17 protein-coding genes are annotated in these 23,279 nt (G+C 68.1%); 3 read left to right on the top strand and 14 right to left on the bottom strand.

All coding sequences use genetic code 11. From position 1 onward, the window contains the following. Positions 1-45: 45 nt before the first annotated feature. Positions 46-2,244 (top strand): acyl-CoA dehydrogenase family protein, encoded by a 2,199-nt coding sequence (locus tag CRM90_RS00330; RefSeq protein ID WP_102805044.1) that lies wholly within the window; start codon positions 46-48, stop codon positions 2,242-2,244. A gap of 10 nt (positions 2,245-2,254) precedes the next feature. Here the strand turns inward: CRM90_RS00330 and CRM90_RS00325 are convergent, their stop codons facing one another. Both CRM90_RS00325 and fadD2 read right to left on the bottom strand, forming a co-directional pair. Beyond that, a complete protein-coding gene (locus CRM90_RS00325; RefSeq protein ID WP_353616964.1) occupies positions 2,255-4,096 on the bottom strand; it encodes a DUF1214 domain-containing protein in 1,842 nt (613 codons plus the stop codon). Positions 4,097-4,220: 124 nt separating this feature from the next. Then, the gene (gene fadD2, locus CRM90_RS00320; RefSeq protein WP_102805043.1) at positions 4,221-5,900 is read right to left on the bottom strand and encodes a long-chain-fatty-acid--CoA ligase FadD2; all 1,680 of its coding nucleotides are present in this window, start codon (positions 5,898-5,900) and stop codon (positions 4,221-4,223) included. A gap of 66 nt (positions 5,901-5,966) precedes the next feature. Between fadD2 and CRM90_RS00315 the strand changes: the two genes are divergently transcribed. Continuing rightward, entirely contained in the window at positions 5,967-7,175 is a 1,209-nt protein-coding gene (locus tag CRM90_RS00315; protein WP_102805042.1) for a DNA polymerase domain-containing protein, read from the top strand. A gap of 95 nt (positions 7,176-7,270) precedes the next feature. Then, positions 7,271-8,290: a CopD family protein gene (locus tag CRM90_RS00310; protein WP_158248966.1), complete on the top strand. Its 1,020-nt coding sequence runs from the start codon at positions 7,271-7,273 to the stop codon at positions 8,288-8,290. On the opposite strand, the gene CRM90_RS00305 is transcribed toward CRM90_RS00310, so the two are convergent. Genes CRM90_RS00305 through eccA form a run of 12 tightly spaced genes read right to left on the bottom strand, consistent with a single transcriptional unit; the run spans position 8,256 to position 23,265 of the window. Continuing rightward, a complete protein-coding gene (locus tag CRM90_RS00305) occupies positions 8,256-8,978 on the bottom strand; it encodes a siderophore-interacting protein (RefSeq protein ID WP_102805040.1) in 723 nt (240 codons plus the stop codon). The two genes, CRM90_RS00310 and CRM90_RS00305, sit on opposite strands and share 35 nt — an antisense overlap. A 14-nt stretch (positions 8,979-8,992) precedes the next feature. Further along, the gene (eccE, locus tag CRM90_RS00300) at positions 8,993-9,871 is read right to left on the bottom strand and encodes a type VII secretion protein EccE (protein WP_102805039.1); all 879 of its coding nucleotides are present in this window, start codon (positions 9,869-9,871) and stop codon (positions 8,993-8,995) included. Then, a complete protein-coding gene (gene mycP, locus CRM90_RS00295; protein WP_102805038.1) occupies positions 9,868-11,235 on the bottom strand; it encodes a type VII secretion-associated serine protease mycosin in 1,368 nt (455 codons plus the stop codon). The genes eccE and mycP overlap by 4 nt, the downstream gene beginning before the upstream one ends. Next, positions 11,232-12,623: a type VII secretion integral membrane protein EccD gene (gene eccD / locus CRM90_RS00290; protein ID WP_102805037.1), complete on the bottom strand. Its 1,392-nt coding sequence runs from the start codon at positions 12,621-12,623 to the stop codon at positions 11,232-11,234. The genes mycP and eccD overlap by 4 nt, the downstream gene beginning before the upstream one ends. A gap of 17 nt (positions 12,624-12,640) precedes the next feature. Continuing rightward, the gene (locus CRM90_RS00285) at positions 12,641-13,480 is read right to left on the bottom strand and encodes an ESX secretion-associated protein EspG (protein ID WP_102805036.1); all 840 of its coding nucleotides are present in this window, start codon (positions 13,478-13,480) and stop codon (positions 12,641-12,643) included. A 3-nt stretch (positions 13,481-13,483) separates the two neighbouring features. Next, positions 13,484-13,771 carry a WXG100 family type VII secretion target gene (locus CRM90_RS00280; protein WP_036342845.1) on the bottom strand — a complete coding sequence of 96 codons (288 nt, stop codon included), beginning with the start codon at positions 13,769-13,771 and terminating at the stop codon, positions 13,484-13,486. Further along, the gene (locus CRM90_RS00275) at positions 13,771-14,064 is read right to left on the bottom strand and encodes a type VII secretion protein EsxS (protein WP_102805035.1); all 294 of its coding nucleotides are present in this window, start codon (positions 14,062-14,064) and stop codon (positions 13,771-13,773) included. The genes CRM90_RS00280 and CRM90_RS00275 overlap by 1 nt, the downstream gene beginning before the upstream one ends. A 13-nt stretch (positions 14,065-14,077) precedes the next feature. Next, the gene (locus CRM90_RS00270; protein WP_102805034.1) at positions 14,078-15,613 is read right to left on the bottom strand and encodes a PPE family protein; all 1,536 of its coding nucleotides are present in this window, start codon (positions 15,611-15,613) and stop codon (positions 14,078-14,080) included. Beyond that, positions 15,613-15,924, bottom strand: coding sequence for a PE family protein (locus CRM90_RS00265; RefSeq protein WP_102805033.1), 312 nt, complete (start codon positions 15,922-15,924; stop codon positions 15,613-15,615). The genes CRM90_RS00270 and CRM90_RS00265 overlap by 1 nt, the downstream gene beginning before the upstream one ends. Next, positions 15,921-19,916, bottom strand: coding sequence for a type VII secretion protein EccCa (gene eccCa / locus CRM90_RS00260; protein WP_102805032.1), 3,996 nt, complete (start codon positions 19,914-19,916; stop codon positions 15,921-15,923). The genes CRM90_RS00265 and eccCa overlap by 4 nt, the downstream gene beginning before the upstream one ends. Continuing rightward, positions 19,913-21,439 (bottom strand): type VII secretion protein EccB, encoded by a 1,527-nt coding sequence (eccB, locus tag CRM90_RS00255; RefSeq protein WP_102805031.1) that lies wholly within the window; start codon positions 21,437-21,439, stop codon positions 19,913-19,915. Before eccB ends, eccCa begins: the two co-directional genes overlap by 4 nt. Beyond that, positions 21,436-23,265, bottom strand: coding sequence for a type VII secretion AAA-ATPase EccA (eccA, locus tag CRM90_RS00250; RefSeq protein WP_286145605.1), 1,830 nt, complete (start codon positions 23,263-23,265; stop codon positions 21,436-21,438). Before eccA ends, eccB begins: the two co-directional genes overlap by 4 nt. Positions 23,266-23,279 lie beyond the last annotated feature (14 nt).

Genomic DNA, 23,279 nt, shown 5'->3' with positions numbered 1-23,279 from the left:
GTACCCTGGCTCCCAACCCACCGGTTAATAGGGAAGGCACCCGACATGCCCATCGCCATCACCCAGGAGCACAACGACCTCGCCGATTCGGTGAAGTCCCTTGTCGCACGCGTCGCGCCGTCCGAAGTCCTCCACGAGGCCCTGGAGACGCCGATCCCCAACCCGCCGCCGTACTGGAAAGCCGCGGCAGAGCAGGGCTTGCACGGCCTGCACCTGGCGGAGTCGGTCGACGGCCAGGGTTTCGGCCTGTTGGAGCTCGCGATCGTGATCGCCGAGTTCGGTTACGGCGCCGTACCCGGGCCGTTCGTCACCTCTGCGATAGCCAGTGCGCTCATCTCTGCCCATGATCCCGAGACCGAGCTGCTGAGCAAGCTGGCGTCCGGCGAGCTGATCGCCACCTGCGCGCTGGAGTCGGGTCTGACCGCGACCCGCCAGGACGGCTCGCTGGTGATCCGCGGCGAGGCCCGCTCGGTGCCCGCCGCCGCGCAAGCCGCCGTTCTGGTGCTGCCGGTCGCCATCGAAAGCGGCGTGGAATGGGTGATCCTCGACGCCGACCAACTCGAGATCGAGCCGGTCAACTCGGTGGACTTGTTGCGTCCGGTGGCGCACGTGCGGGCCAATGCCGCCGAAGTCAGTGCCGACCGGGTGCTGTCCACTCTGTCGCAGGCGGCCGGCCGCGCGATCCTCACCACACTGTTGTCGGCCGAGGCGGTCGGCATCGCCCGCTGGGCCACCGACACGGCAGCGGCGTACGCGAAGATCCGCGAGCAGTTCGGCCGCCCGATCGGCCAGTTCCAGGCCATCAAGCACAAGTGCGCCGAGATGATCGCCACCACCGAGCGCGCTACCGCGGCGGTGTGGGATGCCGCGCGTGCACTGGACGAGGCTGCCGAAAAGGACTGGGACAACGAGCAAACGGCGTACGAGTTCGCCACCGCGGTGGCAGCCAGTCTGGCGCCTGCCGCCGCTCAGCACTGCACCCAGGACTGCATCCAGGTGCACGGAGGCATCGGCTTCACCTGGGAGCACGACACCAACGTCTACTACCGTCGCACTCTGGGCTTGGTCGCCGCGTTCGGCCGCGCGAGTGAATATCAGCAGAAGGTCTTCGACACCGCGACCAGCACCGGCATGCGGGCCATCAACATCGACCTCGACCCCGAGACCGAGAAGCTGCGCGACGAGATCCGTGCGGAAGTGGCTGCCCTGAAAGCGATTCCGCGGGAGGAACGCAAGACCGCGATCGCCGAGGCCGGTTGGGTGCAGCCGCACCTACCGAAGCCGTGGGGCCGGGCCGCCAAGCCGATCGAGCAGATCATCATCGCGCAGGAATTCACCGCCGGACAGGTCAAGCGACCGCAGATGGGGATCGCGGCCTGGCTGATCCCGTCCATCGTGGCGTTCGGTAACGAGGAGCAGAAGCAGCGCTTCCTGCCGCCGACGTTCCGCGGCGAGATGATCTGGTGCCAGCTGTTTTCCGAGCCCGGCGCCGGCTCCGATCTGGCCGGCCTGACCACCAAGGCCACCAAGGTCGACGGCGGCTGGCGGATCACCGGACAGAAGATCTGGACCACCGGCGCCCAGTACGCCCAGTGGGGTGCATTGTTGGCGCGGACCAACCCGAGCGCGCCGAAACATGCCGGCATCACCTACTTCCTGCTGGACATGAAGGCCGAGGGTGTCGAGGTCAAGCCGCTGCGTGAGCTCACCGGTCACGCCATGTTCAACACGGTGTTCATCGACGATGTGTTCGTCCCCGACGAGCTGGTGCTGGGCGAGGTGGACCGCGGGTGGGAGGTCAGCCGCAATACCCTGACCGCTGAACGGGTTTCGATCGGGAGCAGTGAGCCGGGATTTCTGGCCAACCTCGACGGATTCGTGCAGTTTGTCCGCGACGGACACTTCGACCAGATCGGCCATCACCGGGCCGGCGAACTGATCGCCGAGGGGCACGCGGCCAAGCTGCTGAACCTGCGCTCGACGCTGCTGACCTTGGCCGGCGGCGATGCGATGCCGTCGGCCGCCATCTCGAAGCTGCTGTCGATGCGCACCGGGCAGGGGTACGCCGAGTTCGCGGTGTCCTCGTTCGGCGTCGACGGCGCCATCGGCGATTCTGCGGAGGTGCAAGGTAAGTGGGCGGAGTACCTGCTGGGCAGCCGGTCGACGACCATCTACGGTGGCACCTCTGAGGTGCAGCTCAACATCATCGCCGAGCGCCTGCTGGGGCTGCCCCGCGACCCGTAGAGCTCGGCGGTCAGGCCTGCGGGTAGGGCGCCCAACGCTTGTCGTAACCGGCCTTGCGCAAAACAAGCTGTTCATCACGCTCGGCCTGCGTGATCACGGCGGTGCCGTTGGTGTTGTGGGTGAGCTCGTCGAGCTTGACCACCTGCGACTGGACGCTGGGCTGGGCCGGATCCTCGGTGTCCAGATTCTGGAATCGCATCGAAATGATGCCCTGATTCAGGCCGCCGGTCGAGATCCAGTTGGCCACAAGCGGATCGGTGGGAGAGATCACCACCGTGTAGGTTCCGTCGTCGTTTTTCACCGCCTGGTCGGAGTTGAGGCTTGTCGGCTCGTTCCAGTAGTCGTCGGTGATCGTCCAGTCGTTGTAGACCGGAATGCTGACGAACTTGGCGTTGCCGGGATCGATCGTCAGGACCAGCGCCTCGTCGTCGGCAAGCTGGAAGTAGCCGTTGCTCTGCAACTGATTGGCCAGGAACTCGGCGTTACTTGCCGGCTCTGTCATGGTGTTGGGCTGGCGTGGCATCCCGGTCGCGGGATCGGTGGTGGCCAGCGCCATGTACTTGGCTTCCTGGTTCGCGCCGCGAATGACCATCAGTAACGCGGTCAGAGTTCCGTGCACGATGGGTGTGTCAGCGATCGGCAACGGCGGCACCAAGGAAACCAACTTCGCCAACGTCGGATTGTTGTTGACCACCGACCCGAAGAACAGGAATCCTCCGAGCTGAGCGAACAGGCTGTTCGGCGGCCCACTGACCTTGTGCACCGCCAGATCCATCGGCTCCTCGGTGTTCCAGTCGCCCAGCGTGTTTCGCACCGCGACCAGTGTGGAGCTTGACGTCAGTTGGAGATGATTCTTCTCCCCCGGTGCCGCCGGCTCACCGCTGACCGTGATCACGAACGAACCGTCATCGCTGACATTGATGTCTTTGAGGCTCAGGATCGTCGAGGTCTTGCCCGAGCTGCCTTCCAACACACTGAATGTGGTGTCGGCGGGAATCGCGTCGTAGAAGCGCCCGGTGATCACGTACTCCGATGTCTTGTTGACCGGGATGAACCGGTAGATCGTGTCGGGGTTGTCATAGAGCAACCGCGATCCACCGACATTCACCCCGTACCAGCTGTGCGGAGGCGCCACCTGGGTGACCACCGCAGGGTTCATCGGGTTGAGAATCTGTTCGGAGAATGCCGAGGCCAGGGCGTACTCGTCGACCGCATTGTTCAGCGCGTCCAGATTCGCTGCGTCGGGCCCGCCGACCAGAGCGAACTGCTTGTTGGCTGCGGCGAGGAAACCCTGGCGCAGAACGAATTTCATCAGCGCCACCGGCAATGTGCGGACCGCCTGCATGGCGAGCTGCTCGCGGGAGACCTGCTGCTGGGTGCCCAGCGGACTGACCTGGTTGGTCAACTCGACCGTGCTTGTTCCCGCGGCGCCCTGCTGCAGTGACGCGGAGCGGCGACGGGTGTAGGCCACCGCGGCAAGATCGGTGGGCGATGCGGCCGGAGCGGCCGGATCAGTGGCCCGGACGCGATGTGACGAGGCGACTGCACGGGGCAGGCCGGTCACCGTGGCCGGGGCAGATGTGCTCGCGACACGCGCCGACCCCGCCCGGGCACGCTGACTCGCGGCAGCGCCGCCGGATTTCTTCGCACTCGCAGCGTGCGACGACGAGCCCGCGCCCGACGAGTGCGCCGAACCGCCCGTGTCGGCCTCCGCGGTCGGCATGGCGATGGCCGCGCCGACACCGAGGAATAGGGCCAGTGCACCTACCCGGCCGACGTACTTGGCATGACTCGTTCGCAGCGGCGAGCCGCCGTCGACACCTCGGACGGGCCGGGCCGCGTGGTGCATCATGCCTCCGCTGTGTGGTGTGTCACTCAGAATCTCTGGTGTAGCACAGATCACAGCAATGCTGCAACAGCATGGTGACTCTGTCTTACAGATGAAACACCAATCGGATTTTGTCTCGGCGGAGCCGCTACTTCACCTCGATGTCGCGCAATTCCCGCTTGAGGATCTTGCCGGTGGGGTTGCGCGGCAGCTCGGAGAGGAACACCACCTCGCGCGGAACCTTGTAGCGCGCAAGGTGTTCGCGCACGTAGTTCTTGATCGCGTCCTCGGTGAGTTCGGCTTCTTCGCGCAGCACGACGAATGCGCGAAGCCGGGCTCCCCAGTCGGGATCGTCGACGCCGAGCGCAGTCGCCTCGACGATGTCGGGGTGACCACTGATGAGGTCTTCGACCTCGGCCGGGAAGACGTTCTCGCCGCCGGAGACGATCATCTCGTCGTCGCGGCCGCTGACGAATAGCAGGCCGTTGTGGTCGAAATAGCCGACGTCACCGGACGACATCAACCCGTCGATGATCTGCTTGTGACCGCCACCGGTGTAGCCCTCGAACGGGAAGCTGTTGCCGACGAAGATCCGCCCGACCTCGCCCTGCGGTAGCTCGTTGCCGTTGTCGTCGAGGATCTTGATCGTCACGCCCCGGACGACCGGGCCGACGGTGGACGGATTCATCTGCAGGTCCTTCGGACCGGCGATGGTGGCCAGCGCGACTTCCGTTGAGCCGTAAAGGTTGTAGATCACCGGGCCGAGATCCTTCAACGCCCGCGTCGCCAGCTCAGCACCAAGTTGGGAGCCCGAGACGAACACGATCCGCAGCGACGAGAGATCCGGCTTGGTGTCCATGGCTTCAAGCGCGTCGAGCATGCGCGACAGCATGACGGGCACGACGACCATCGCGGTGACCTTCTGGGCAGGGATGTCCTCCAGTACGGTGGCGGGCTTGAACTTTCGATGCAGCACCAGCGTCGAGCCAAGCGTCAGCGCGATGGTGGCGTGCAGATAGCCCAGCGCATGAAACATCGGCGACGGCAGCGAGGTGACCTCGCCGGCGCGGAACGGTACAGACGACAGCACACCACCGATCGGCGCCAGGGTCGGCGGCGTATTGCGCGTCGCACCCTTGGGCGTTCCGGTGGTTCCGCTGGTGAGGATGACGATCGATGACCGCTTGGTTACCTTCGGCGCGGGTGCGGTGCTGCTGCGCTTGATGACCTCGGCCAGGGTTTCGTCGGTGCTGCCCGACGGGCCGTCGGCATCAGGGTTGGTCCCCAGCGCCCGCAGCTTGCCCAGCGACGGCTCGGCGAGCTTGACGGCCTCGGAGTACTCATCGTCGTAGATGATCAGCTTGGCGCCCTCACGCTCGGACACGTCCCTGATCTGCGGCCCGGAGAACTCGGTGTTGAGCATGATCGTCCTGGCGCCGACCCGCGCGGCGCCGTAGTTCGCGATCACGAACCAGCGGTGGTTCCTGGCCAGGATGCCCACCCCGTCGCCACCTCTGACCCCCTTGGCCAGCAACGCGTTGGCGACAGCATTGACGGCGTCGTCGAGTTCTTTGAAGGTCATCGAACCTTCGTCGTCGACGATCGCCGCCTTGTTGGGTGTGCGGCGGGCGTTGAGCGCCGGAACCATCCCGATCTCACCCCAACGGCGGATGTCGGCCGCCATGCCGATGAGATTCTGGGGCGGCTCGAGGCGGAACGCGCCCGACTCGATCATCTTGGCAAGGTAGTGCAGCTCAGCCGAGCCGCGGTCGGCCAATCGCTGAGCCTTGGCCAGTGCCTGCGCGGGGAGATCGAAAAGACTGGGCATGTCTGCAACCCTAGGTGACGCACGTCGCAGCCAAGACCGAACGAGCGGCCTAATTACCATGGCGTCATGGCCGACTCCATGGAGATCGACGGTCGCCAGGTGACCATCAGTCATCCCGACAAAGTGGTCTTCCCCGCGGTCGGTGAACGGGCCGCGGTCACCAAGGCCGACCTCGTCAGCTACTACCTCGCCGTGGCCGACGGGGCACTGCGCGGTGTCGCCGACCGGCCGATGATCCTCAAGCGATTCGTCAAGGGCATCACCGAGGAAGCGATCTTCCAGAAGCGTGCCCCGGAGAAGCGCCCGGACTGGATCGAGGTGGCCGAGCTGCGCTACGCCCGGGGCACATCGGCGAAGGAGGCGGTGCTCCACGAACCCGCGGGACTGGCGTGGGCGATCAACCTCGGCTGCGTCGATCTCAATCCGCACCCGGTCCGCTCGGGCGACCTCGATCATCCCGACGAGCTGCGTATCGACCTCGATCCGATGCCGGGGGTCGACTGGTCACAGATCCTGGATGTGGCCCAGGTGGCGCGCGAGGTGCTCGAGGACCACGGGCTGACGGCCTGGCCCAAGACGTCGGGCTCGCGCGGATTCCACATCTACACCCGAATCGCACCGCACTGGCCGTTCAAGCAGGTGCGGCTGGCCGCGGAGAGCGTCGCCCGGGAGGTGCAGCGCCGCGCGCCGGACCTGGCCAGCAGCCTGTGGTGGAAGGAAGAACGCGGACAACGCGTTTTCGTCGATTTCAATCAGAACGCCAAGGACCGCACCGTCGCCTCGGCCTACTCGGTGCGGGCCACCCCGGACGCGCGGGTGTCGACGCCGTTGACGTGGGACGAGGTTCCCGGTTGCCGCGCCGAGGACTTCACGATCCTGACCGTCCCCGCCCGCTTCGCCGAACGCGGGGATCCCTGGGAGTCGATGGACGACGCCGTCGGCTCGCTGGACCCGCTGCTGGCGCTGGCCGAGGAACTCGGCCCCGCCGAGAAACCGCCGAAAGGCAGCAAGCCGCTGATCGAGGTGGCTCGCACCAAAACCCGCGACGAGGCGATGGCGGCGTTGGATGTCTGGCGGGCCCGCCACCCGGAGGCCGCCACGGTGCTGCAGCCCACCGACATCCTGGTGGACGGAATGCGGGGGCCGAGCTCCATCTGGTACCGCATCCGGATCAACCTCGAACATGTTCCCGAGGCTCAGCGGCCGGCGCAGGAGGAGCTGGTCGCGGATTACAGTCCCTGGGAAGGATATTCGGGACGCCAAGGCCGGCCCTGAGCGCCAGATGTGACACACAGTACGCGCACAGGATGAACAAAGCCGCGAACTCTATCGTCTATGTCGGTAGCAGCTCTGAAGATAGGACGTCTCACGTGCCTGGCCCCACCCCACCGCCTCCGGCCGCCGTCGACGTTGTCACCCAGGTGGTCTACTACCTGAGCTTGTCGATTCCGCTCGGAATCGGGCTGACCATAGGCGCTTTGGCCATACCCGAGTCGCAGGGTGGTCTCGTCGCGCGTCAGGTGCGCGGCCTGGCCGTTCCGGCCGCGATTGTCGTGCTGGTCGGTGTGGTGTTGCAATTCCGTGCCGCCGCGACCCTCAGCGTGATGACGCTCACCCAGCTGGTCGCGATGGTGCTGGCCGGATGCGGGTTGGTGGCGCTGCGCTGGAGTCGGTCGCGGACGCTGCCGCTCGGTATCGCCGCGGTCGCGGCGGTCGCGGCGGTGATCCCCGAAATCCCGGTCAAATTCGTCAATCTGACTCGCTTGGTGTCAAACGTATTGACGGCGGTGCACGTTCTCGGTGCGATCACCTGGGTGGGTGGACTGGTGGTCCTGGCCGCGACAGGAATCGCGGGACGCCGCAACGTGACCGGCGGCGGCGTGGCGGCGGACTGGGTGCAGATCTGGGAACGGTTCAGTCTCGTCGCAATGATGGCCGTCGGGGCGCTGGTGGTCAGTGGCTCCTGGCTGGCGTGGAGTCACGTCGGAACACTGGACCAATTGCTCACCACCGCCTACGGCCGCGCGCTCGCGGTCAAGCTCGTCCTGGTGGTGGTGCTGCTGTGCGCCGGTGCCTACAACGTACGAGTGCTGTTGCCGCGCATCCGTGCCCTGCAGTCCGCCGGCGACACTCGCGGTCTGTTTCACCTTGCCGCCCAACACTTCCCCGCAGTGGTCCTCGCCGAAGCCCTGCTGGCGATCTGTGTTCTGACCGTGGTTCCGTTCCTGCGCGGCTCCGCGCGGGCCCAAGCGGGTAGCCCTGCGGCGGTGTCGTTCGACCTGGGCACCTTCGGCGTCGGGGTTGTGCTGATCGCGGCGGTCGCGGCCGCCATGTGGGCGGGCAGCCGCCGCTCGGTCACGCCCCTTGCGCCCAGTACGCCTGTGCCTTGATCGAGGTGCGCGGGATGCGGTATTGCTCGCGGAGGACCTTGGCGACGGCCCGGGTTGTCCGGTTGTCGCACGCGACCCAGCCGAAGTGATCCTCCGCATCGTAGGCGGCCTCGCTCACGGCGTCGACGAGCCCCGCGCCGGATTCGGTGCGGTCGACCCAGTCGACCCCCGCGTCGCGAGCCACCGGCAAGTCTTTGTCGTCGTCGTGGGCGGCTGCGAGGAACACCCGCGCCGGAGCATCGCCGATGGATTCCAGCAGCGAGTTGATCGCGGGCAATGACGCTGTGTCACCGACGATCACGTAGCCGGCCGGGGCCGGCTCGGGCAACGTGAAGCTGCTGCCGAGCACGGTGGCGCCGATGGTGTCGCCGGGTTGAGCCGCACACGCCCACCGCGAGGCGATGCCGTCGTGCAACGCGAACTCGATGTCGAAGCGGTCGGCGGCCATGTCGGGGTTGGCCAGGGTGTATCCCCGCTGGTGCAGTTTCGCGCCGTCCGGGAACCACATCCGGATCCACATCGTCGGATGCACGTCCCGTTCGGTCAGCAGTCCGCCCGCATCGAAGTTCAGTCGTAGGTAGTGCTCGCTGAGCTGTTCCCGGCCTGTCACCGTCAGTTCGTAATCGGCGGCGCCGAACAATTTCAGAATCGTTCCCTGCCAGCCGCGTGAGGCCACCTCGTTCGCCATCGCCGCTCCTATCCTCAGACGAGTCGCATACCGGACAGCGGGTGCAGCGCGGCAAGAGCTCGGGCCTGGCGCCCGTGGATAGCCGCCAGCCCCGGCACGGGGGCCGGTGTTTTCGGCGCCTCCTCGGTGCGAATCGCCACACCGGCCCTGAGATCGGTGAGCGGCGAGGGGCCCGCGATCTCCACCACCGTCCAAACCTCCTGCGCCCCGGCAGCACTCACCCCGCGCAGCACCGTCTGCGGATCTGCGACCGCGTAGGTGGTCAGGTGGCCGCGCGCGTCGGTAACCGACCGCCACCGTTCGCGGGCATCCCCCGCGGCGAGGGCGGGTATCTCAGCGGCGTCGACGAGCGTTGCGGTCCAGCCGGTTTCATGCAGATGACCGGCCAGGCGACGAGCCGCGTTCTCCGCGGTCTGGCGCAACGGTATCCGCGCCGATCGGCCTTGCAGCGCAGCCAGATTCCGTGCACCGCTGAATGTCAGACCGATCCACGTCGTCGTCGAATCCGGACCCGTGCGGGTGGTGACGCGAACGGCGTCGCACACCAGTCCGTACCGGTCGAGGTAGCCGGTCAGCACGCCGACGGGTAGCTCGCCATGTCGGCTGTCCACCCGGAGCAGAGCCGTCGTGACCGCATCGGTGCGCCGCCCCTGGATGTCGGCCGATGCGCCCTCAATCGGTCTGCGGTTCAGCAGAACTCGCAGGCGACGCCACAGGATGGTGGTCAGAAATTGACCGCGCCACCACATCATCGACACCAGCACCACGGCGACCGCGATACCCAACGCCCACCGATCTGCGGTCGACCGCCAGGGGTACGCCAGCACCGCGGTGGCGATCGCCATGCCGACAACCGTGAGCCGACCGGCACCCGGTCCGTTGATTTCAGTCATTCGCGTTCTTCCTTGCGTCTGCGGGTGACGACCGCGACCACGATGACCGCAGCCGCGAGCACCGCCGTTCCGATGAACGACACCGTGCGCGGGGTGTGATCGACCGGCGTTGGCGGTGTGGGCGCCGCAACGCGTTTGGTGGCCGGCGCCCTGTCATCGGCCTGGCTGACGGCCCAGGTGAGGGCACCGACCGGATCCAGCGCTCCGGCACCGACCAGGTTGGAGGGTGCCTGCGCCGCGTTGTGCGCGGTGGCCGTCAACCGCCGGACCACCTCGTCGGAGCGCATGCCCGGGTTGCGGCTACGGACCAGGGCGGCGGCTCCGGCGACGTAGGCGGCGGCGAAACTTGTTCCGCTCAGCGGCGACATCCCGCCGCGCCCATCGGGTATGCCGTTGGCCAGCCCGCCCGCAGCATCGTTGCTCAGCGATACGACGTTCTCGCCGGGCGCGGCGATACCCACCCACGGGCCCGCCATCGTGAAGTCGGTCGGTTGTCCGTCAGCGGTCAACGCCGCAACCGACAGGACGTAGGGCTGCCACCACGACGGGACCGATACCGAACTGACGCCCGCCCAGTTCCGCGGGTCCCCGGCGCTGGTCGCGTCGCCCGGCGGATTCGACGCGCACTGAGTACCCGGCGTGCCATCCATGGAGGCGCCGGCATTGCCCGCGGAAGCGACGATGACGACGTCTTTGTCGATCGCGGCATAGCGCAGCGCAGCGCCCAAAGTCTGTTGATCGCCGAGCTTGTCGGGTGTCAGGCAGGTGGTGGTGGAAATGTTGATGACGGTGGCGCCGAGGTCGGCGGCATGAACGACCGCGCGGGCCAGTGTTTCGATCTCCACGTTCGCCTGGACCGACGCCGGGTCCTTCCCCCCGGCGTTGGGCGAGAACCGCGGCGAGGCCTGCCGGATCGACAGCAGCCGCGCGCCCGGTGCGACTCCGCTGAATCCGTCAGGTCCGGGCTGTCCGCCGATGATCCCGGCCACCAGCGTGCCGTGGCCGTCGCAATCCGTCAGCCCGTCGCCCGAGGCGAGGTAATCGCCACCGCCGACCACATTCGGTAGCCGGGGTCCCGGCCGGACACCGGTGTCGATGACAGCGACGGTCTGGCCTTCACCCCGCGAAAACTGGTGTGCTCCTCTGAGATCGAGCATTGCCTGATTGGGGCTCACGGCAGCTGGGTCGCTGCCGGGACGCACCCCGGTGGTCACGCATTCGGACCGCTGGGACATCCCGGCGGTTGGCCCGGCAGTCCCAGCCGGCGGTTGCGCCGCGGGGTCGGCGACCGGCGGGTTCACGGCGCCGGCCGCCGGTGCTGCGACCAGCAGTACCACCGCGGCAACCGCGGCGGCCCGCATCATCGATCGAGGACCCATGTGAAGACGCCCACGAGATAGGCCATCACCGGGATCAGAGATGCGTCGACGCCGGCGGCAAGGAAACCCACCAGGCGGCGCACCGGTAGTGAATAGCGTTCCGCGGAGGCTGTATCCGGATTGACGGCCACGATCACCCACACCGCGGTGAGCGCTCCGAGCACCACGAGTGCCCACAGCGCGGCGATGAAGCGGTGCTGCGCGGAGAAGGCGACCAGCAGCCCTGCGGTCACCAGGAATGGTTGAGCGAGCAGCCAGCCCTTACATGCCGTGGTGTCCCACACCCGGGCGCGCAGCACAGCCGCGGCCGCGGCGGCCGCAACCAGATACCAGCCCCAGACGCCGGGACCGTCGGTGCGGCCGGCCACGATCAGCGATCCGGCGCTCGACAGCAACACGCTGCCCGCGATCACACCGGTCTGGTGTGCTTCGGCGACCCGGACCCGGCGCGGCAGATCGGCCAGCAACCGGGTCGCCGGACTCGACGGCGTCGGATCACCGGGGGCCGGGATCACCGGCAGCGGGAACCGGGCCCACATCGCCGCCAGCGCGGGGGCCGACACGGTGAGCAGCAGGGCTACCAGGATCAGAGCACAGCCGACGGTCCGGGCGGGTAGTTGCCACAGCGCCGCCGCGCCGGCGACCAGCAATGCTCCGACGCCGACAATCGCTGTGGCGGTGAACAACCCGACGCCGTCCCCGGTCTGGGTCAACACGATCAACGACCATGCGGCCACGCCGGCCGCGGCCAGCATCACGTGCGGGGATCCCCACAGTCCCGGTACGGCCAGCCAGAAGGCCGACGCGATGGGCAGCAAAGCCGCCGCCGACACCTGGGTGGCGAGCCGAGCGGACCGGGCCCGCAACACCAGTCCGGTGACCGCGGTGAGCACCGCCAGCGCGGCGACCGCGTACAGACCGATCACCGAGGCGGTCGCGGCGCGGTGGGTGATCACGACCGCGCACAGCGCCACCACGAACACCGCGGCGGCCAGTCGCGCACCCACCTGCAGACGGTGCGGTCCCCACGGACTGGTGCGGGCGGCCGAGAAGATGACGGCGGCATCGGCGACGTCCTCCACCACGCCGGTCGCGGGCGGTCCGGCCGGAACTGGTTGCAGTGCAAGCAGATCACCGTCGACCACACCGACGGTGTCCAGGCTCGCGTCGACGCTGAATGGCGGACCGCCGATCGGGGCGAGGGTCATCGGGGTGGGGCTCGCGGTCTCGTCGTCGGAGTCCGGTGGCACCAACCGCTTCACGGCGGGCAGGATCTCGCGCAGCGGCAACTCCGCGGGCAGCGCCACGTCGTTGATCCGGCCATACGCCAAAACGGCGACCCGCACGATCGGCAGCACCGGGGTTTCGGTCATTGTTGTTCTCTCTCTTGTCAATTCTTCGTGAAGTCGCGGGCCAGCGTGGCGGACGGGAACCAGCGGCCATCCGCCAGCGTGTCGGTGAGCCGGTCGAGCGCCAGCGCGATCGCGAACGGGGTGCCCGGCGAGAAGGTCGACAGCCATTCCCCGTCGGCTGCGCGTTCCGGGTTCACCAGCACGCGGCCGGCGTCGCTGTCGACGATGCCCACGCCGACCTCGCTGAGACAGTGCACACCGTCGTGGGCGGAGCCGGCGCGGATCTCGACGTAACTGCGCGGTCCGGTGAACACCGATCGCACCACCGGGACCGCCGAGCCGGGAATGCCCAGGTGTTCGAGGACCCGGTCGAGATCGGCTCCGGCACGAAGCTTTTCGTCGGCCCGAAGCCCGGCCCTGGTCGGCAGGGTGAACTCCGCGAATCGCGCCGGTGTGCGACCGGCCAGCCCGGCAGCAACGGCCAGGGCAAGCGCAAACGGATCACTGATGTCGAGCTCGGTGAGAGTGACGAGCTCACCACTGCGCAGCGCCACCACCGTGTGGTCTCCGCGACGGGCCACCAGGCCGCGCAACATCTCCGCGCCGGTACCCCGAACGTAGCGAAGCTCGAGCCACCGGTCCGGCGCGCAGACCGCGCGTGTCCAGCGGGCTACCGCAGGTGCCACCGTCCCGTCCTCGGACATCACGCGTGCGCGAGTCAGCTCGGCTCGCAACCGGGCCAGGATCGCCGGGGCATCCCGCTGGTCGGTCACCGCAGGCGTGATCGCCAGCACCCACGGAAATGAGCCGGCACCAATACTTTCGGCGACACACCACGCGGCGTCAGCGGTCAGCTCGACCGCGTTAGGTGCGGCCACGTCTCAGCCCCACTTGGCGCCTTCGGCTTGATCGCGCGCATGCATCGACAGAGTGTTGGTCTCGTGGGTGCCCGCCATCGCCCGGTACGCGCGCACCAGTTCCTCCATGGCGAGGTTCCACTGTGCCTGCCATGCCTGGTAGGTCATCCCGCTCTCGCCTTGCCAGGCCCCTTGCAGGGCGGACTGTTCAGTGGCGATATCGGCGCCGACGGCCTGCAGCGTGCCCGCATAGCCGGCCATGTCACCGGCATGCCCGAGCATGGCCGGGTAGTTGTACATGATCTGGGACATCAGAAGCCTCCGTAAGTCGTTGCCGCTGCGGCATCCTGAGCCACATAGGTCGCGCCGGCCTCGCCGAGGTTCACCTGCGCGATGTCGAGCAGCGAGTTGACCTTCGCGGCGACCTCGACGAACCGCGCATGCGCGGCTTGGAAGGCGGCCGAGGACTCGCCCATATGGAATGCCTGCGACGACATCGCGGCTTGTTCGGCCTGTGCGATGGTGCTGCGCATCAGCGCCGTCTTGGCACCGAAGGCAGCCTCGGCGGCCACGAGTTGCGGTATGTGCGCATCCAGCATGCTCACGGTATTTCTCCCATCATTCTCGGTGGTGATCTCTGTCGGACGGATCGCTGTCCCAGGTGGCCGGAAGCATCGGCGTGATGGGGCGTTCGGTTGTGTCGCCGGCGAACTCGGTCAGACCAGCGGCGGTGACATCGCGAGCTTTGGTCGCGGTGCCGGTGAATCCGAGCGTTCCCGCACCCCGGTCGGAGGACGACGTGCTGGGCGGTGCAGCCGGTTCGGTGGGTAGGCCGATGTCACTGTTGAGGTCCATGTACTCGTCCCGGTGCCCGCGGTCCTTGAGTCGCTGGGCACGTCGCCGCTGCGCGCGTTCCTTGGCTTGCACCGAGGACAGCGCTGCCGCGGCGGGTGCCGCCTCGGACACCGGGGCCTTGGCGCCGCTGCCTTCGGTCAATGACGGGCCCGGGCCGTCGTCGGGGTCCGCCCCGCCGACCGCATAGAACATCGCCTGCGCTGCCGGGGCGGGTGTCGCCGGTGCCGGGGCGGGCGCCGGCGCACCGGCGGCGGTCGGTGCCGCGGGCGCGGTGGCGGGCACGGTCGGCGCCGCCGACGACACCGGCCACACGTTGGGTTGCCGCGCTTGGATCGGCGCCGGGGCCGGCTCGGGTGCGACGTCAGGGGCGGCCGGATTCGGCACCAGCGTCAACAACCCCAGCAGGGGCAGGCCGGCGACGAGGAGCATCGGGGCCCACAGCGGTGAGCTCAACACCAGCCCCCACGTGGTCCATCCGACCGGCTGGAAGATCGCCTGGTAGAGCAGTGCGGACAGCAGCGGCCCCCAGGTCTGCCAGGCCTGGACCGGGTTGGTCAGGAAGTCGACGATGATCTGCTGAAGGCTCTGGACCGGATGGGTGAGAAAATCCCAGATCAGATCGCCGTCCGGGAGTGACTTGATGTAGGCCTCCAGCAGATCCAGGATGCTGTTGGAATTGGTCAGCGCGGAACCGGATTCACCGGCCTGCGGCTGCGCTGCGGTCGCGAGCGCCATCGTCGACGATGCGGCTTCTCCGCCGGGCAGCACAATCGTCGGAGCGGGCACGCTGCGCGGCGCCGCGGCCAGCGCGGTGCCGGCGACGGTTTGGTAGACACTCATCGTCGTGGCCGCCTGGATCCACATCCTGACGTAGTCGGCCTCGTTCAGAGCGATGGGGATGGTGTTGATGCCGAAGAAGTTCGTGGCCATCAACACCCCGTGGACGGTGTGGTTGGCGGCCAGTTCAGGCAGCGTCGGCATGGCGGCCAGCGCCGCGGTGTAGGCGGCGGCGGCCGTCTGCTGCTGGGCGGCTGCCCCGGCGCTGTGCGCGCTGGCCTGCTCGAGCCAGGCCAGATAGGGCGCGTGGCTCGCGACGTACTGTTCTGCGCTCGGCCCCTGCCATGAGCCGGCCTGAACGGCCGCGAGGATTTGGGTGAGTTCAGCTGCGGCGTCGGCGTATTCGACGCTCAGCGCCGCCCACGCGGCGGCTGCGGCGAGCATCTGACCGGCACCGGGGCCGGCACTCAACAGCGCCGAATGCACCTCCGGCGGCGACGCGAACCAGATTGGCGCGGTCATCAGCCTCCCCGTGCGATCACGTAGGTCCCTGCCGCGGCGGCATCGGTGGCTGCGTAACCGGCACCGGACTCCCCCACCGCGGCGCCCGATCGGCCGAGTTCGGTCGCACCCTGGGTGGCCGTCGCGGTGTGCTCGAGTCCCTGGGCGCTGAAGCCTGCGGCCGTCTGCAGCGAGACGGGATCGGAGCCGGGCGGCAGCACCGCCGTGATCAACGGTGCGGCAGCGGCGTTCGCCGCCGCCAATCGTGCTGTGAGAGCCGTTACCTGGGCACTGGCCGCGGCCAGCCCCTCTGGGACAACGCGCAGGGTCATGACGGGTTCTCCTCTGGGTAGCGCGCATGAGATGCGCTGTGCGCGAGGGCAAACGGGTTGACCAGTTGGACATGCTCGACACCATCGCTGTCACCGAGCAGCATCGCCCGTCCAGCGGGGAGCCTGGTGAACCGATGTCCGCGGATCTTCGCGCCGTCGGCGGGATTGCCCGACAACATCAGCACGACTGCCTGCAGATCGCTCATGCGGCGCAGCAGCGGGTTGGTCATCAGTGCGTGCGCCGAACCGCTTGCCCGGCCGGTGACGATCACCCGCAGACCGAGATCACTTGCGGCGGAGAGCAGTCCGATCAGTGGTGTCCATGGCCGGTGCCCGGCGTAGGGCCCGCTCATCGCCGGGCCGTCCGGGATCTGGTCGACGTCGTCGATGATCAGGAAGTGGGTGTGCGCCGAGGCCGTGCGGGTCCGGTAGTTCCAGGCCGAGAGTTCGCCGGCGGTCAGGCCCGCCGGCGGCCGGCGCTGTTCGATCAATGCCGACAGACCCATCACGGCCGGAGTCACCCGGTCGATGTTCGCGCTGTACTCGTTGTCGGCGAACAGCGGTTCATCGACGAGGTGCAGGCGCCGGTCGAACACGGTGAACGCGACGTCCTCGGCGCGGGAATTGTCGCGGATGGTGCGGATGAGGTGCCGCAGCAGAGTGGTCTTACCCGACTTGCTGTCGCCGAGCACCATCAGCAGCGGATGCTCGGCGAAATCGTGGACCACCGCGTCGAGGTCGAACTCACGCTGTCCCAGCACCACTCGCTCACCGCCGCGATGCAGGGGGGCCACCACCCGGGGCTCCAGGTCGGCGGGCAGCAGCCGCACCAACGGAGCGTGCAGTCCCGGGTACGCGGCGTTGATCGCCGCTATCCGGGTCAGATCCGGTTCAGCGAACAAGAAGTGCTCCCCCGCCATCGTCAGTCCACGGCCGGGCTGGTCGTGCGGCACCGATTCGGCAGGCCTGCGCAGGCTGTCGGTGACCCGGACGTTGCTGTCTCGTGGGTCCGGCAGGCGCAGTTCCAGACGCAACCCGAGCCCGTCGCGCATCGCCAGCGGCACCTCGAGCCAGTTCGGCGTGGTGATGACGACGTGAATACCGTGCGCCAAACCGGTATTCGCCAGTTCGGTGACGTCAGCCAGCAGCGGATTGCGGGTGTTGAACTGGTCGGTGTTGTCGCGGCCGAAGGCGTACAGGTTGTCGATCAGCAGGAACACTTCACCGTAAGAGTCGGAGTAGCCGCCCTGGTGTCCGGCAGTCCGTTGCCGCGACCGCAGCAGCTGCTCCAGCTCGCCGAACGTGCGCCGGATCCGCTCCGGTTCCAGCGGTGAGGCCACGCTGCCCACGTGGGCCAGATCTTCCAGGCCGCGCAATCGTCCGCCGCCGTAGTCCAGGACGTAGAACGTGACGTCGCGCGGCGAGTGCAGCTGCGCCGCCGACAACACAAAGGTCTGCAACGCCGTCGACTTCCCGGACTTGGCGCCACCGTGGATCACCACATTGCCCGCCGACGAGGTCGCATCGAAAACCAGCGGCTCGCGCCGCATTTCGAACGGCAGGTCGATTTCTCCCAGCGGCCAGCGCCACTGCCGCTCCGGCACAGCAGCACCCGCGAGTACCTCGTCGAGCGCGATGTTCTCGTCCAGCGGGGGCAGCCACAGTGCCGGTGCTTTCGGACCGTACAGCGCCAGTTGCTCACCGATGGTGGTGATCAGCTTGCGGGGCACGGCGGCCGGTTCGATCTCGCGGTCGGACAGCACCACGATGTCCTCGTCCAGCGCGGCCGGCCCGGCGGTGAACGGCACCGGATCAGGCGCGGACGGCACCGCGTACGACGTCACCGGGCGCGGCGGGTCGTAGATGCCGTCGACATAGGTGCTGCGGAACTTGATCGGTGCGGCTCCTGGCGAGGGCACCAGGAAGCCGACTCCCTTGTGTTCCCTGCCGGATTCGATGTGATAAGCGTCCTCGACACCGATGACCTGCCGCGAGACGGCGGGGCTGGCCACTTTGAGACCGATCCGGTATGAGGTGTTCTTGTCGATGTCGCGGATGCGTCCGATGTCGAGGGTCTGCGAAGCGAACAGGATATGGATCCGGAACGAGCGCCCCTTGCGGGCGACGTAGTCGAACAGCTCGGCGTATTCGGGGTGTTCGGCCAGCATCAGCGTGAACTCGTCAGCGACGACGAACAACGTAGGCAGTGAGGGTAGTTCGATGCCCGCTGCCTCGGCGGCAGGCCGTGCGGCCTCGTACTCGGCGACCGAGCCGAATGCGCTGCCCTGCACGCGACGCCCGGCGTCCCGCAGCAGAGCCTCCCGACGGGCGACCTCACCGCGCAGCGTGTCGGCGAACCGGTCGGCCAGGGACTTCTTCTCCGCCATATTGGAGATGACGGCAACCACCTGCGGAAAGTTGCGGAAGATGTCGGCGCCGGCCTCACCCTTGAAGTCCACGTAGATCACAATCAGCCGGTCGGCTGAGTGAGTTGTCAACAACGACAACAGGATCGACATCAGCATCTGTGACTTGCCGGAGCCCGTCATGCCGATCATCAGACCGTGGGGGCCCATCCCGCCTTCGGCCTCGTCTTTGAGATCGAAGTACAGCGGCACGCCGGTCGCGGTGACGCCGATCGGTACCCGTAGCTCCTCATCGCGAAGCCGTGGTGCCCACACGTCCGCGATGTCGAGTGCGGATGCGTCCGGGATGCCCATCAAGGTGGTGAAGCTCGCGCCCCTGGTGGCCGGTGAGCGAAGTCCGGCGTGGGTGGGGTTGGAGTCCCATCGCGCCAGGCCGCGTGCCAGATGCACAGCGTCGGCGTGTGCCAGCCGGTCGGCGTGGGCGACGTAGGTCTGCCAGCCGTCGCTCTCCCAACGCTCGATCGTGCCTCCGGCAACCCGCAGTATCGGCCGTTCCGGATCGGCGTACTGGCCGGGTCGTGGTCCGGATTGGGCTGCGGCGGTGTAGATCACCGTGACTCCGGTCAAGCCGGTGGCGAGCACCGAGTCCTCCGGCGCGTGGCCCGGATCGTCGACGACCACCAGCAGATGACGCAGCGGATCGTCGGCGTCGACACCGAACAGCGGGCGGTCGGCAAGTGCGGGCCCGATCGCCGCGATCAGGTCGTCGGTGTTGGCCGCCAGGTATCGAGCCGGACCGCAGCCGTCGAGCTGACCGGGAATATCGCTGTGCGGCAGCCATTTCAGCCAGTTCCAGTCGGGTGATTCCAGGTCGGGGCTGGCCAGCGCGACGCCCAGGGTCGCCGCGTCATGCCAGGTGACGGCCTGAGCCAGCCAGGCGCGTAGCACGGCCCTGACCTCGTCGGTGTCACCGTGGACGGTGATCCGAGACACCGCCGTCACGTCGATTCCCCGGGGGGCGTCGCGGACGGTGCGCTGCGTGTCGAGCAGGGCGCGTAACGCGCTGTGTGACACCGGCTCCAGGTCGACCTCGTCGGCGGTGTCCTTGACCCGCAGCGTGGTGGCCAGCGGCACGTCGTGCAGCCCGACACGCAGCACCAGAAAGTCGGAGTCGTGCGGGTCACGCTCCCACTGCCGGCGCGAGCCGGGGATGACGGTCAGCGCCGAGGGGTCGGGGTGCGACCACAGCAGCGCATCGCGCTGCGCGGCGGCCTCGGCGCGCACGTTGTCCCGGGTGACCGACAGGTAGCGCAGGTAGTCGGCGCGTTCGGCGTCGACCTCCTCGGTACGCATCTTGTTGTCGCTTCCGCGGTACAGCGCGGTGGCGGCCAGCAGCAAGACGAACGGGAAGAACAGCGTCTGCGGCGAGATGAGTTTCATACCGGTGGCCACCATCGCGACGATCATGCCGACGATCAGGATCACGATCAGGAACGGCAGCGCACGGCGCAGCAGCGACGCGGGCACCACCCGCGGCAGCTCGGGGGGCGGCTCGATGACGATCGCCCCCTTGTTGGTGGGGGGAGCCGGCAACCGCCGGCCGGCCTCGAAGATCAGGCGGCTCATCGGTTCTCCTGCTGGACTACGGGCCGGACGGCGTCGTACGCGACGAGGGCGTCGGCTTGGGACAAGGCCGGGCCGGGGGCGAACAGTGTCAGCACCGACCACGGGATCGGCAGCGGCGGTTCGGACAAACCCAATGCAGCGATGGTCTTTTCACCTGTCTTGGGGTCGCCGCCGATTCCGTACCGGACGCCGGTGTCGGACACCCAGAACAGTGATCCCGCCGGGGGCGACGCCGGCTGTTGTCCGACGGTGTGGACGAAGTAGCCGCGCCCGGGCGGCAGTGCGACTCGGGTCGCGGTGCCGGGATTGGTGCCGCCGACGAGGTCGACCGATTGCGTCCCGCCGGCGACCGGCAGTACCGAGCCGGACAACAACGTCAGCGCGCTCGTTGCGGCACCGTCGATCTTGCTCCACTGCGCGCAGGTCACCGGCGCGGTCGCCGCGTCGACCAGCTTGATCGGCACGGACGGGAATGCCGACACATCGAGCATCGACGAGACCGGCAGGCGGGCGATGTCGTCGGCTCCGAGTTGCGGCGGCTGAGCCAGCCCGTAGGAGTTGGCGTTGCGCAACGCCGCCGCCAAGACCGGGCTGATCGGCTGAAGCCCGTCTGGCAGCACCGCGTAGTTCACCGGAGTGCCGTCGTTGCGGTAAGCGATCACCACCGCGCCGATCGGGGCCGTCACGGGAAGCGGATAGCCGGCGGGCGAACCTGCCTCGGGGATCTGCGGGATCCGTAGTGCCGGGGCCTCCGGGATCGCGTTGAACAGACCTGCCGCAATGGACCGGGGGGTGGGGGTTGTGGCGGGCAGTCCGAGCGCGTCGGTGACGGCGCGGTCGGCGAGGTCGATCGCGCTGCGCCGGCCGTCCCAGAGCAGCCAGGTCCCGTCGATGCCGCCGACCAATACGCCACGACCGTCGCCCAGTTGGTCCGCGCGGGCACCGCCGCGTTCCAGCTGTCCGGCGATCACGGTCACGCCGGCCTGGTCCGATCCGGCGGTGCCGTCACACACCGCCCAGTGCGCGTCGCGAGAGGTGTTCTGCACCATGCGTTCCGGAGCCCCGGGGATACCGATCAGGCTGCCTCGGGCGAACGTGTCCAGCTGCTCACCGCTGACCGTGGTGGGATCCACCGCACGTCCCACAGCGAGCCGCGCGGACGTCAGGTTGAGGACCGGATGCAGTCGGTCACCGAGGCGCACGTAGAGCGCGGCGGTGGAGCGGTCGGCCAGCACCGGGTCGCTGCCCGGCACACCACCGGGGCGCAGCACCGAGAACACGAAGCAGCCGAGCACAGCGGTCACGACCAGCAGGACGCCCATCAGCACCGCGCGCGACTGGCTACGCAACGGGTCGACCAACATCCGGGTGTCGTGCAGCGCAAGTCCGGATGCGATGCGGCGCATGACGAAGCGCCAGCCCGTCACCTGGTGGCGGGTGATGAAGCCGCGCCGGTACGTGACTTTCTCGCCGTTGTCGTTGGCCGGTGTACGCGACGAGAAGGACCGTCGATCATCGCTCATTGGGGCACCGTCAGGCCCAGGCCACCCAGCAGCGGCACGACGGATGCGCGCACATCGGCGGCGGTAATCGTCATCAGCTGCTCGTCGGTGAAGTCAGCGCCGGCCAGGTCCGTGTGGTCCAACCTGAATTCGCGTTCCTCCTCGGACCGTTCGACCACATTGCGGACGAAGCGACCGTTGCCGGCGATGTCGAGGCTGCGGCGCGCTACGCCGGTCGAGTCGGGGGTCGACGAATCGGCCAGCCGGCCGAACAACTCCTCGAGATGCTGCAGGGCGGCGGGTTCGAAGACGCTGTCCCGGTTGGCCGCCATCGCGACGGCGATCTCCACGAGTTCGGCTGCCGAGTAGGACGGGAAGACGATGCTGCGGGTGAACCGGGACCGCAGACCTTCGTTGGTGTCCAGGAACCGATCGAGGTCGGCGCGATAGCCCGCGATGATGACCACGAGGCGATCGCGGTCGTTCTCCATCCGGGCCAGCAGGGTGTCGATGGCGACCAGCCCGAAGTCGTTCTTCGCGCCGGTGGCAACCAGGGCGTAAGCCTCATCGAGAAAGAGCACGCCGTCCAGCGCACTGTCGATGAGGGCGTTGGTCTTTGCCTCGGTCTCACCGATGTGCTGACCGATCATGTCCGCGCGGTGCACCTCGCGGACATTCTCCCGCTTGAGCAGTCCGAGGCCGCAGTAGATCTTGGCGACGACGCGCGCGATGGTCGTCTTGCCGGTACCGGGCGGGCCGGCGAACACCAGGTGGTGGGTGCGTTGAGCCACGGCCAACCCGCGCTCCTCGCGCCGCAACGCCATCGCCACCGAGCTCTTCAGCCGCGCCACCTGATTCTTCACTTCGTCGAGGCCGATGAATTCGCCGAGCTCGCGTTCGGCCTCGTCGAGCAGTGCGGCCTTACGCTCGCGGGCCTCCGGGTCGATGAAATCGTCTGCGGTGGGCTCGGTTTCGATGTCCCACGGATCGGTGCGGGCCTCGATGCGCGCCGCGGTGGTGGTGACAACGCCGAACGTCGGGTCGGACAGCGCGTGCTCGACCTGCTCGTTGTCCGGGTTGGCGGCATACAGGTCCTGCAAGACGTCGGCCGCGGCGTCCTCGTCGCCGTAGGCGCGCAGAGCCAGTGCCTTGACGAGGGCGCCATCCACCGCGGCGACGGCGACCGGGCCGTCGGGTTCCTCGAGATAGGACAACGCCGGGGCGAACATCCCGAGCCGGGCGAGTGCAACACCCAGCGCCACCTTGGCGGCGTGCGCGAAGTAGGGGTCGAGCCCGCTGTCGTTGACCACCGGGGTCAGCAGCTTCACCACATCCGACCAGCGGTGCGCGCGGGACCGCAGCGCCACGTCGACCCAGCGCGCCTCATGCCACTGCGGGCGGCGGGAGCGGATCTCGCCGATGATCTCGTCGGCGGCATGGAACGCCCCGTCGGTCGCCAGCGCGGCAGCATAGGCCAGCCGGAAGTCGTCGGTGGTGGTGGCGCGGAATCGGAGGTAGAGCCCGGTGTCGTAGTCGAACCCCAGCGCACCGGCGGGTAGCTCGATGCGCCGCTGCAGCACGCCGGCGGTGTCGGCGGTGCGGACGACGGCGGCCAGCACCTCGAGCGAGTCCGCCCCACCGGCGGCCGCCAGTCCCGTCCATGCGTCGCACTGATCGTGTGCGACCCGGGTGAGTTCGGTGAACGCCCGGTGCGCAGCCGGCATGTCGGCGGGACGGCGCCGGTCGTAAACCGGCAGGCCGAGCGCTTTGCAGCAGGTGGCGAATCGGCTCACCACATCCGCATCCACGCGCGCTGCACGCGCCTGCGTCACTACACCGTTGTTCATGCGCATCGTCTCGG

Source organism: Mycobacterium sp. ENV421, from assembly GCF_002887815.1.
Taxonomy (GTDB): Bacteria; Actinomycetota; Actinomycetes; order Mycobacteriales; family Mycobacteriaceae; genus Mycobacterium.
Note: the sequence above shows the minus strand (reverse complement) of the source record. Positions and strands in the feature narration are given on the sequence as shown.